The organism is Marinitoga sp. 1135 (assembly GCF_013363245.1).
Lineage (GTDB): Bacteria > Thermotogota > Thermotogae > Petrotogales > Petrotogaceae > Marinitoga > Marinitoga piezophila.
On sequence record NZ_LBEZ01000009.1, the window covers coordinates 103,284 to 115,157 of the forward strand.

General features: G+C 30.5%; 11 protein-coding genes. All 11 read left to right on the top strand.

Annotated elements, in window-relative coordinates; genetic code table 11:
• Positions 1-4: 4 nt before the first annotated feature.
• The 11 genes from XO10_RS05590 to XO10_RS05640 all read left to right on the top strand — a co-directional run bounded on the left by XO10_RS05590 (position 5) and on the right by XO10_RS05640 (position 11,860).
• Positions 5-1,096, top strand: coding sequence for a 4Fe-4S binding protein (locus XO10_RS05590; RefSeq protein WP_075780501.1), 1,092 nt, complete (start codon positions 5-7; stop codon positions 1,094-1,096).
• A gap of 352 nt (positions 1,097-1,448) precedes the next feature.
• The gene (locus XO10_RS05595; RefSeq protein WP_175421222.1) at positions 1,449-1,817 is read left to right on the top strand and encodes a hypothetical protein; all 369 of its coding nucleotides are present in this window, start codon (positions 1,449-1,451) and stop codon (positions 1,815-1,817) included.
• 83 nt (positions 1,818-1,900) lie between these two features.
• Complete coding sequence (locus XO10_RS05600; protein ID WP_175421223.1) at positions 1,901-2,395, top strand: hypothetical protein; 495 nt, start codon at positions 1,901-1,903, stop codon at positions 2,393-2,395.
• 2 nt (positions 2,396-2,397) lie between these two features.
• On the top strand, positions 2,398-2,730 hold the full coding sequence (locus tag XO10_RS05605) for a hypothetical protein (protein WP_175421224.1): 333 nt from the start codon (positions 2,398-2,400) through the stop codon (positions 2,728-2,730).
• A 33-nt stretch (positions 2,731-2,763) separates the two neighbouring features.
• The gene (locus XO10_RS10500) at positions 2,764-2,970 is read left to right on the top strand and encodes a 4Fe-4S binding protein (protein WP_175421239.1); all 207 of its coding nucleotides are present in this window, start codon (positions 2,764-2,766) and stop codon (positions 2,968-2,970) included.
• A 361-nt stretch (positions 2,971-3,331) separates the two neighbouring features.
• On the top strand, positions 3,332-5,017 hold the full coding sequence (locus tag XO10_RS05615) for a Na+/H+ antiporter NhaC family protein (RefSeq protein ID WP_014296602.1): 1,686 nt from the start codon (positions 3,332-3,334) through the stop codon (positions 5,015-5,017).
• 198 nt (positions 5,018-5,215) lie between these two features.
• Entirely contained in the window at positions 5,216-6,472 is a 1,257-nt protein-coding gene (locus tag XO10_RS05620; protein WP_075780502.1) for an ABC transporter substrate-binding protein, read from the top strand.
• Between the two features lie 11 nt (positions 6,473-6,483).
• Positions 6,484-9,144, top strand: coding sequence for a discoidin domain-containing protein (locus tag XO10_RS05625; protein WP_075780503.1), 2,661 nt, complete (start codon positions 6,484-6,486; stop codon positions 9,142-9,144).
• A 44-nt stretch (positions 9,145-9,188) separates the two neighbouring features.
• Positions 9,189-10,067 carry a carbohydrate ABC transporter permease gene (locus tag XO10_RS05630; RefSeq protein WP_075780504.1) on the top strand — a complete coding sequence of 293 codons (879 nt, stop codon included), beginning with the start codon at positions 9,189-9,191 and terminating at the stop codon, positions 10,065-10,067.
• 9 nt (positions 10,068-10,076) lie between these two features.
• Complete coding sequence (locus XO10_RS05635) at positions 10,077-10,904, top strand: carbohydrate ABC transporter permease (RefSeq protein ID WP_075780505.1); 828 nt, start codon at positions 10,077-10,079, stop codon at positions 10,902-10,904.
• 17 nt (positions 10,905-10,921) lie between these two features.
• The gene (locus XO10_RS05640; protein WP_083635661.1) at positions 10,922-11,860 is read left to right on the top strand and encodes a glycoside hydrolase family 130 protein; all 939 of its coding nucleotides are present in this window, start codon (positions 10,922-10,924) and stop codon (positions 11,858-11,860) included.
• Positions 11,861-11,874: the final 14 nt, after the last annotated feature.

The following is an 11,874-nucleotide window of genomic DNA, read 5'->3' on the forward strand; positions in this document are numbered from 1 at the left end:
AGTTATGGATTTAAGTACAGAATTTGCCGGAATAAAACTTAAAAATCCTTTAATGCCAGCTTCAGGACCTTTAGTTGGCGATGATGAAAAGATGTTATATCTTGCAAGACTTGGTGTTGGCGGAATGGTTACGAAAACGATTTCAACAAAAGCTGCAGAAGTTCCAAGACCCTGTATTTATGGAACAAACAATTATATTGTTAATGCAGAACTATGGTCAGAATTACCACCAGAAAAATGGATAAATGAAATCCTGCCAAATCTAAAAAAAGAATTGGATTTACCTTTAATAGTAAGTGCAGGATACACCAAAGAAGATATGGAAGTATTAATACCTCAACTCGATAAATTTGCAGATGCATTTGAAATTTCAACACATTATGTTGGAAAGAATCTTGATACAATAGCTGAAACTGTGAGAACCATAAGAAAACATACAGATAAACCTATATTTATGAAAATGAGCCCACATATTCCTGATCCTGTAGAATTTGCAAAAATGGTTCTTAAAAATGGCGGAACAGGTGTGGTAGCAATAAATTCATTAGGTCCCACAATGCTTATTGATTTGAAAAACAGAACAAATTTAATAGGTAATGATAAAGGACAGGTATGGATTTCAGGACCGGTAATTAAAAATCTTGGCCTTGCCCTGGTAAATACAATAAAAGAAGCAGTTCCTGAAATTACTGTTATTGGTGTTGGCGGTGTGGCTTCAGCAGATGACGTATTAGAATATTTATTAGCCGGTGCTGATGCTGTTCAAATGCTATCTGCAGCATTAATCAGAGGAAAACAATTATATAAAACCATAGTAGATCAACTTCCAAAAGCTCTAGAAAAATTTGGTTTTTCCTCTATTGAAGAAGTTAAAAAAGTTGGATTAAAAAAGAAAGAGGTTGTTTTTGAACCAAAATATCCACAAATTGATCTTAACAAATGTACTTTCTGTAAATTATGTGAAATGGTATGTCCATATTGGGCAATTACTGTTGATAAAGAAAATAAACAGGTAATAGTCGATGAAAGCAAATGTTTTGGCTGTAGCCTGTGTCAGAGCAGATGTCCTGTAAAAGCAATTAGTGGTGTAATATAAAAATTTGGCTGCTTATAGAGCAGCCGATTTTTTTACGAAATCAATATATGAACCTATATATTTTCTATTAACCAAAAAATAATACATTTAATTTTCTTCTCCAATATTCAGAGTTCAGGCCGTCTTCCTGCTGTTTTTTATTATATTTTTTGTTAATTTTTTGACATCTGCTTTCGCTGGTTAAATTTAAATAAAAATTTAAATATAATTTAATTTAAATTTAATAAAATGTGTTGATATCTTTTTTTTTTTTTTGCTAAAATTATTATAAATTGAATAAGTGAAAATAATATCTTTTAACTATAAAATTGCATAATACAAAAATTATATATTTTACGTGAGGGGGGATAGAATGTATATTATTAATGGAGAAACTTATAGTACAAAAGATTTTTCGGACTACTCAAAATGGTCAATGAAAGTTCATAGTGAAGTTAGTGATAGCGTAGACTCTTTTAAAAATAATGTAGCTGTAAGAACAATTAAAGGAATAAACAGCGGAATACGAAGTGGTTTGGTTTCTGGATCCAAAACAGCAGCAGGAAGTTTTTTAGCAATGTATCGTGGAATTAAGCTTAAAAAAGGTAGTACTAATATGGCTCTTTTCTATGGCACACAAGCTGCAGCAGGAGGATTTGTAGTTGGTTTTGCAAAAGGCTTTGCTGATGGCTTTGCTGACGGTTTTACCTTTAAAGATTATGAACCTATTCCAACTAAATAATCATGAAAAATTATAATAATATGTCTATTGTTTTATTAAATAATAATTTAAAAATTCAAAAACAAATTCCTTTAATTGAGAAAATGAATTATACAGATTATAATTATTATGTTCTTAATTTTAAGAATAAAAATTTTCCGATTCCATTTGATAATCATAAAATAGACATGTTTGGAAAAGTTGCTGTTTGCAACAAAAATAGGAAAAGTATATTTGAATATTCTGAAGTTATATATAAAATATCATCAAATATTTCACAAAATAATAAAACGGTTTTTTTTAGCGGTGTTGAGAACGAGATAATTTTAAGTATAAAATTTAATACAATTAAAAAAAGTGATGATATACTACCTGTTTTTTGCGTATTATCAAAAAATAATTCAATATACAACGGATATTTCAATTTAATATCTCCAGATTTTAATAAAAGAAATAAAGAATTATTGTTTATCTTTAAACAAAATACAGAAAATTTTATAGGTTTTTATGATATAGATTTTTATGTTGCAGGATATGAGATTTTTTCAAGTTCTATTGAATTTAAAAAGCATACTTATTCTTTCCATAAAGGAGTATAAAAATGAAAAAATTATTAAAATTAATCGATGATTTGTTCACTGGTTTTTTCACAACTACAGGTTTATGGTTTATTTTTATAAAAGATTCTATAGAAAACAATAACATTTTCAAATTTATTCTGGTTTATTTTATGTTTATTATAATTTTTGAAATTGGGAAAAAATTTGATGTTCACTGGAAAGCTATATTTCTTAAACTATTAATAATCATAATAATAGTTTTTGGTTTTGGATATATAATAGGTATTTCTCTAAAAGGGAAAATATATATAATAATTTTGATGTTTTATACTGATGTTTTTTTGTGGTATAAACTGAAAAACAACAACCAATGAAATATGGCGAAAGGTTAACTTAATTTTTTTGTAATATACAATAAAAGTTTTGAACCAAAATATCCACAAATTGATCTTAACAAATGTACTTTCTGTAAATTATGTGAAATGGTATGTCCATATTGGGCAATTACTGTTGATAAAGAGAATAAACAGGTGATAGTCGATGAAAGCAAATGTTTTGGCTGTAGCCTGTGTCAGAGCAGATGTCCTGTAAAAGCAATTAGTGGTGTAATATAATTTAAAGTCAAAAAATGGCAAGAATTTTTTATTCTTGCCATTTTTATTGATTATATAAGTAACAATTGAGTAACAATTCACTAAAAATAACTTATAAAGAAATATTTCACTTTATTAGACTTGTTTCTAGAATTAGCTAATAAACCGAAAGATGATTCACCATAATATTAATATTATTAAAAATAGCAGTAAATCAAGGAATGCAAGCATTTATTACTTAGCAGAAAAAATAAAATACAATTATAGTCAAATATCTTTCATTTATTAATAATAATAATGTGTAATATAGATTAAAGAATTTTGACAATAATGTCTAAAATGTGTTATAATAATTAAAAATCTATTAAGGGGAGGTAGAGTTATGAGGAAAAGACGGTTGGTAGCGTTATTTATCATGGCAGCATTTATAATGTTAGCTACCATGGCCTTTGCAGCAGGGGGAGATGCAGAAGCTGTAAATTATGGTTTCTGGTCAATTATTCCACCTCTATTAGCCATTGTTTTGGCATTTGTGACAAAAGAAGTTATTTTATCATTATTGTTGGGAGTATTTTCGGGAGCTCTTATTAGTGTTTTTGCAACATCTAACTCAGGATTCTTTATGAAACTCATAGAAAGTTATACAAAAACATTTGAGTATCCTGTAAATGCATTAGCAGACAGCTGGCATGCAGGTATTATTGTATTTACACTTACAATTGGTGGTATGGTTGGCGTTATAGCAAAAATGGGCGGAACAAGAGCTATAGCAAATGCACTTGCTAAAAAAGCTCAAACAGCAAGAAGTGCACAGCTTGCAACAGCATTAATGGGTGTTGTAGTATTCTTTGACGATTATGCAAATACATTGATAGTTGGACCTACAATGAGACCTTTAACAGATAAATTAAGAGTTTCAAGGGAAAAATTATCATATATTGTTGACTCAACAGCAGCACCAGTAGCAACAATGGCTGCAATATCAACATGGATAGGTTATGAATTGGGATTAATAGGAGACGCATTTAAATCATTAGGCGTAGAAGTTAATCCATATTCAGTATTCTTCCAATCAATTCCTTACAGAATGTATGGTATATTTGCTCTTGTAATGGTATTCATGGTTGGTGCAATGATGAGAGATTTTGGACCAATGTATGAAGCAGAAAAAAGAGCAAGATTAACAGGAAAAGTATTGGCAGACGGAGCAGAACCAATGCTTTCAACAGATTTTGAAAAAGATCTTGAAAGCAAAAACATTCCTTTAAGAGTTTCCAATGCTTTAGTACCTATTTTAACACTTGTTATTTTTGCATTTATCGGATTATGGTATTCAGGTGGAGGATTAGAACAACCATTTACATGGGATGGAATAAGGGATGCATTTGGTAATGCTGACGCATCAGCTGCATTAATCTGGGCTTCTGCATTAGCAAGTATCGTTGCAGTAGTAATGGCTATTTCTCAAAATATAATGACATTAAAAGAAGCTTTAGAAGCATGGGTAGAAGGAGCAAAATCATTGGTAATAACAACAATAATCCTTATACTCGCATGGTCAATTGGATCAATAGCTTCTGACTTAGGAACAGCTGAATACTTAGTTCAGGTAATTTCAAGCTCATTACCATCATGGACAATTCCAGTATTGGTATTTGTAATTTCTGCAATAGTTGCATTTGCAACAGGAACATCTTGGGGAACAATGGCTATTATGTTACCTTTAGCAGTACCTCTTGCAGCAGCATATACAGGCGGAGAACCTTCAACATTAGTATATGCAACACTTGGTGCTGTATTAACAGGTTCAACATTTGGAGACCACTGTTCACCTATTTCAGATACAACAATTATGTCCTCAATGGCATCATCAGCTGACCATATAGATCACGTTAAAACACAGTTACCATATGCATTAACAGCAGCAGGTCTTGCAGCAGTAGTTGGATACATACCAGTTGGACTTGGAATGCCTGTATGGCTTTCATTAATCCTTGGTGTTGCCGGTATCTGGGCTATCCTTAAATTCTACGGTAAGAGTACAGATCCTAAAGACCTTAAAGCTTAATAATATTAATAATAAAGGGTTCTCCAAATGGAGAACCCTTCTTTTTTTATTTTTTTAATTGCAATTTTTTTATTTTTTCTTATATATACCTGTATATACAGGTATAATCAGCCGCATTCAGATATAACCGGATTTTTAAAAAATCTATAAATATATTAAAATTAATATGTAAAAATTCATTTTATAGGGGGTGTGTTAATGAAGAGATTTTTCTTTTTACTCGTGATTTTATTAACATTTGTATTACTTTATGCAAAAACTGAAGTAGTATTCTGGCATGGTATGGCACGTGATCCTGATAAAAGTAGTATGGACAAAATTATAAAGGATTTTGAAAAAGAAAATCCTGATATTAAGGTAAAAGTTGTTATTGTTCCTGCTGCCGAAACGGATTCTACAAAATTACTAACTGCTGTTGCAGCCGGTACAGGACCTGATCTTGTATATATTGATAGATTTACTGTATCGCAAAGAGCTGCAAAAAATGTTTTAGAACCTATGGAAGATTATCTTAAAAAAGCAGGAATTAACATTGAAAAAATGAAAAAAGATTTTTATGATTTTGCTATTGAAGAATGTATGTTTAAAAATAAAATGTGGGCTCTTCCATTTGATACTGATGTAAGAATATTATTATATAATGAAGAATTACTTAAAAAAGCTGGATTTGATGATCCACCAAATAACATATACGATATGATAGATATTGCTGATAGATTAACAGTGGAAGGGAGAAGGGGAAAATATATAACTGTTGGATTTATTCCATGGTATGCTCAGGGATGGCCTTACACGTGGATATTTGCATTTGAAGGAAAAATTTTCGATAAAAAAACTGAAAAATTTATATTTGCTACAGATCCTGGAGTAATAGAAGCGTACAAATGGCAAAAAGAATGGGCAGATAGATTTGGTTATGAAGCCTTAAATGCTTTTGGTTCTTTACAAATAGGTGATTTAAACCCTTTTACCGCTGGAAAATTAGCCATGGTTGTTGATGGAAATTGGACTATCTCAGGATTAAGGTTATTTGCTCCAAAAGATTTCAAATATAAAATCGGTGGTATCCCTACAAAAAGTGGAAAACCGGTAACCTGGGCCGGAGGATGGAGTTTGGCAATTCCACGAGGTGCTAAGCATAAAGAAGCTGCTGCAAAACTTGCATATTTCATAGCAACTAAAGGACAGATTCAGTATGCTGTAGATACACTTCACTTACCAACATATAAACCCGCAATAAATAAATTCTTAGAGAAAGATCCCTCTCAAAAAGTTTTTGTAGAACTCTTAAAAAACGCCAAAACAAGACCACCTCTTCCTGTTGGTGCATTATTGTGGGATAAACTTGTAGAAGCAAGAGATTATATACTCACCGGAAGAAAAAGCGTGGAACAGGCCTTATTAGATGCTCAAAATGAAGTTCAAAAAGAATATGATCTTATAATGGAAAAATAGGGGGGAAATAAATGAAAAAAATTATTACTATATTATCTATTTTTCTCTTAATTTCTTATATTTTTGCTGATATACCAGAATCATCTTATTGGTATCCTAATGATATAGTGGATTGGTCACCACAAAACGATCCAGATGCCGTATATAATGTTTCGCATATACCTCTTGCAAAAAGAGTTTATGGAGAACCTTTAACAAAACATGCATCAAAAGAAATTAAAATAATGGCTCTATCAATATTAAATCCATCTACCAGCGGTATGCCCTCACAGGGAAGTAATAATTCATTTAAAACTTATCCATTTTCAATGTGGCAATATGTAGACTACATGGTTGCATGGGCTGGTTCTGCAGGAGAAGGCATTATTGTTCCACCATCAGCAGACATAATAGATGTGGCTCATAAAAATGGGGTTCCTATTCTCGGAACTATATTCTTCCCTCCAAATAAATATGGTGGTCGTCGAAATTGGGTTGACCAATTATTAAAGGAAAAAGATAACAGATTCATAATAGCTGATAAATTAATAGAAATAACTCAATATTATGGTTTTGATGGGTGGTTTATTAATCAGGAAACCGCAGGTTGTCATGAAGAACACGCAAAAAAAATGATACGATTTTTAAAATATATAAAAGAAAAAGCTCCGTGGATGAAAATCATATGGTATGATGCTATGAATAATACAGGAGAAATAAATTGGCAGGGTGAATTAAATCAAAAAAATATTGTATTTATAAAAAACAATAACAAAAAAATTTCAGATGCAATATTTATAGATTTTAGATGGCAATCATTAAGCAAAGAAAATACAATTTCCAACACATTAAATACAATGAAAAAATATAATCTGAAAAAAGATGATATTTATGTTGGCATGGATTTACAGGCTAAAGGATATTATACATACGCTAATTGGCCAAGAATTATTGATAATAATGGAAAGTTAAAGGTTTCATTGGGTTTATACTGTCCTAGTTGGGCATATTATTCCACAAAGGACATAAATAAATTCTGGAATAATGAAGAGATGTTATGGCTTGCTGATCATCCAGTTTTACAATTTAACAATAAAGAGAAATTTAAAGAAATAGAATGGTATAAAGATTATGAACAATATAAATGGCAATCTCCTGCAAAATTTGTGATAGAAAAATCTCCTATTACTCAATTACCTTTTATAACCTATTTTAATGCAGGACATGGTCATGGTTTTTATTTAAATGGTACAAAAGTTTCACCATTTGATTGGAATAATAGAAGTATGATGGATATTTTTCCAACATACAGATGGAAAGTTGAAGGAAAAATACCCAGAATCACAATAGATTATTCTACCGCATATTACGGGGGTTCATCTTTAAAGTTTACCGGCAATTTAAAGAAAAATGAAAAAAGTTTAATTACTCTTTATTTAACTAATCTTAATATTAATTATTCTACTGTTTTAAAAAGTGCAATTAAAGGAGTAGGAGATGTAAGCATAGGAATAAAGCTTACGTATAAAAGTGGAAAGGAAAAAATATATCCTTTAATTCTTAATAAAGATTGGAAAGTTACCTCTTATAATCTTGAAAAAGGAAAAAATATAAAATATATCTCATTATTAATTACTGGTCAAAAAGATACTTCTTACACAATTAACCTTGGAATGATCGGAATTATTCCGGAAAAGAAAACAACTATTTCAAAGGTTAAAAATATTATAATTGATGATATAACCTTTAAAGATGGTTTATATGCTACTCTTAAATTACATTGGGAACCTATAGAAAATGTTCAATATTATGAAATATATAGAAGATTGCCTGATGGAAAACATGAATTCGTCTGGGTTACATATAATCCATATACTTATATTTCATATATACAGCGTTACGGAAAAGAAAATATAACCGCATTAGAAATTATTCCTATAACTTTTTATGGAACACGAGGTCAAAAAAGTATAATTACCTTTAAATGGCCAGCATATCCAAAACCAAAAGCTGAATTTGAAGTTGATAATACAATAATATTTCCTGGTGGAAAAGTATCCTTTAAAAACAAATCTTCAGAAGTTACAGAAAGGGTTGTATGGATCCTTCCAGGTGCAACACCTTCTGTTTCACACGAATTTAATCCTATAGTAAAATATGAAAAAGAAGGAATTTATCCAGCAATTCTCGTTGCTATTAATTCAGAAGGTGAAGATGTAAAAATATATAACCCGTTAATAGTGGTTACAAAAAAGGCAAATGATATAAAAAATCTTGCTTTAAATAAAAAAACATATGCAAGTTCTAATGTTCCTGCTGAAAAACCTTCCATGGCTGTCGACGGAACTGTAGAAAATAATAGTAAATGGTGTGCTGTAGGCGAATTACCTCATTGGTTGGTAATTGACTTTGAAAAAGAAGTCATTATAAACAAAGTCATTATAAAACACGCTGAAAGTGGTCATGAAACCGCAGATTGGAATACAAAGAATTTCAGATTGCAAATAAGTGATGATGGTAAAAATTGGAAAGATATTGTAATTGTTCGAAATAATATAAAAGGAATTTCAGAACATGCATTTGCTCCTGTTAAAACAAGATATTTTAGACTTCTTGTTGAGACTCCAACTCAAACAGGAGATAGAGCAGCAAGGATTTATGAAGTTGAAGTATATGGTCTTGAATCATTTTAAAAAAATCCCCATGCATTTGCATGGGGATATTCAGGAGGTTATAAATGAAAAAATCCAAAAAAGAACTACTTAAAGGGATTGTATTTATTTCGCCATGGTTAATAGGTTTTATCGTTTTTACTTTAATTCCCTTTGTAGCCTCTTTCTTTTATTCATTTACACGCTTTAGTATAACAACAGATATGAAATGGATAGGTTTTGAAAATTATATAAATATTATGAAAGATCCCATATTCTGGAAATGTTTGAAAAATACTTTAGTTTATGCTATAGGATTAGTACCACTGGGGTTAATCGTTGCCTTGGGGATGGCATTTCTTTTAAATAAACCTTTAAAAGAGGTTTCATTTTACAGAGCGGCCATTTATATGCCATCTATTGTTCCGGCATTTGCCTTTTCAGCAGTTGTAACCTGGTTTTTTCAACCATATCTTGGACTTGTAAATAATCTTCTTGATTTAATAGGAATTGAAGGTCCTTTATGGTTAAGTAGTGAAAAATGGGTAAAACCTACAATAATAATTGCCGCGCAATGGGGCGTTGGAAGTGCTATGTTAATATTTTCAGCTGCATTAAAAGATATACCCAAAGAACTCTATGAATCCGCCAAAATTGATGGTGCTGGAAGTTTTACAATGTTTAGAAAAATAACACTACCCTTAATAACTCCTACTATATTATATTATTTAATTACATCCACAATAGGCGCCCTTCAGATATTTGATTTGCCTATGTTATTAACAGGTGGAGGGCCGGCAAATGCAAGTCTTTCACTTTCTATATACATATATAAACATGCCTTTACATATACAAATATGGGATATGCTTCTGCACTTGCATGGATTCTTTTTGGATTAACACTTATATTAACAATTATTTATTTTATTACATCCAAACGATGGGTATTTTACTTTGGAAAGTAGGTGATTGTCATGAAAATAAAAAAATTATATCTTATACGCAGATTATTATTAATTCTAATTTCATTTATTTACATTTTACCATTTTTATGGATGATAGGAACCTCACTTAAACCTGACAATGAATTACTTTTATTTCCTCCAAGAATTTTTCCTCAAAAAATAGAATGGTCAAACTATATAAAAGCAATAGAAAAATTCCCATTTTTTCTCTATCTTAAAAATAGTATTTTAATAACATTAGGTAATATTATAGGAGTTGTATTTACTGCACCATTTGTTGCATATGGTTTTTCAAAAATTAATTGGAAAGGACGTAGTTTCTTTTTTGCAGTTATGATGAGTACAGTAATGCTACCGGGAGCTGTAACAATGATTCCTGTTTTTTTAATTTATAAACATCTGGGTTGGCTTGATACATTTTATCCGTTAATAGTACCTGCATTTCTTGGTGGAGGAGCCATGAATGTTTTTTTAATACGACAGTTTTTTAATACTATTCCAAATGAAATCATTGAAGCTGCCAAAATAGATGGTGCAGGGGACTTTAGAATATTTTTCAGTATAATGCTCCCACTTTCAAAACCTGTATTGGCATTAATAGCCCTTTTTACTTTTACTGGTAGCTGGAATAATTATATGGGACCTTTAATATACATTACAAGTGAAGATAAATTTCCATTAGCTCTTGGTATGCCAATGTTTATGAGCAGATATGGAAGTTACTGGAATCAATCAATGGCAGCTGCAACTTTAACATTTATACCTACTTTAATTTTCTTTTTCCTCGCTCAAAAATATTTAATCGAAGGAATAAAACTAAGTGGTATGAAATCTTAAAAAAGAAGGTGAAAATAGTGATACCCTGGGAAGAACGTCCTAAAAATTGTAACTCTGTTATGTGGAGATATTCAAAAAATCCAATAATTAAAAGACATGATGCAAAAAATTCAAATAGTATTTTTAATAGCGCAGTAATTAAATATAAAGATGGTTTTGCAGGAGTTTTTAGAGTTGATGATACTGAACGTAACATGAACATTCGATGTGGCTATAGTAAAGATGGGATAAATTGGAAAATAGAAGATTTTCCTATAATATTTAAATGTGAAAATAATGAAATTAAAAGTGAATATAAATATGATCCAAGAATTACATATATAGAGGACAGATACTGGATTACATGGTGTAATGGATATCATGGTCCTACAATTGGTATTGGTTATACATATGATTTTAAAAATTTTTTTCAGATAGAAAATGCTTTTTTACCATATAATAGAAATGGTGTATTATTCCCAGAAAAAATTAATGGAAAATACTGTATGTTAAGTCGTCCATCTGATACAGGACACACACCTTTCGGCGATATATTTTATAGTGAAAGTCCAGATATGATTCATTGGGGAAAACACAGACATGTAATGTCATCCGGATATTCTCCCTGGCAATCATTGAAAATAGGCGCCGGACCTGTACCAATAAAAACAGAAGAAGGCTGGTTATTATTTTATCATGGGGTATTATTATCCTGCAATGGATATGTTTATAGTTTTGGTGTTGCGCTTTTAGATCTTTATAAACCATGGAAAGTAATAAAACGTTCAAAAAAATATTTACTTTCACCCCAAATGGAATATGAATTAATAGGAGATGTACCAAATGTTGTATTTCCTGTTGCGTCATTAACAGATAACAATAAAATCGCTATATATTACGGAGCAGCTGATACTGTAATCTGTTTGGCATTTGGATATATAAATGAAATAATCGACTGGTTAAAATTCGAAAACTAATGGAGGAGTTTTTA

Excerpts from the sequence above, each read along its gene's own strand:
- XO10_RS05590 (WP_075780501.1), top strand. The coding sequence starts at position 5 with ATGGATTTAAGTACAGAATTTGCCGGAATAAAACTTAAAAATCCTTTA.
- XO10_RS05595 (WP_175421222.1), top strand. The coding sequence starts at position 1,449 with ATGTATATTATTAATGGAGAAACTTATAGTACAAAAGATTTTTCGGAC.
- XO10_RS05600 (WP_175421223.1), top strand. The coding sequence starts at position 1,901 with ATGAATTATACAGATTATAATTATTATGTTCTTAATTTTAAGAATAAA.
- XO10_RS05605 (WP_175421224.1), top strand. The coding sequence starts at position 2,398 with ATGAAAAAATTATTAAAATTAATCGATGATTTGTTCACTGGTTTTTTC.
- XO10_RS05615 (WP_014296602.1), top strand. The coding sequence starts at position 3,332 with ATGAGGAAAAGACGGTTGGTAGCGTTATTTATCATGGCAGCATTTATA.
- XO10_RS05620 (WP_075780502.1), top strand. The coding sequence starts at position 5,216 with ATGAAGAGATTTTTCTTTTTACTCGTGATTTTATTAACATTTGTATTA.
- XO10_RS05625 (WP_075780503.1), top strand. The coding sequence starts at position 6,484 with ATGAAAAAAATTATTACTATATTATCTATTTTTCTCTTAATTTCTTAT.
- XO10_RS05630 (WP_075780504.1), top strand. The coding sequence starts at position 9,189 with ATGAAAAAATCCAAAAAAGAACTACTTAAAGGGATTGTATTTATTTCG.
- XO10_RS05635 (WP_075780505.1), top strand. The coding sequence starts at position 10,077 with ATGAAAATAAAAAAATTATATCTTATACGCAGATTATTATTAATTCTA.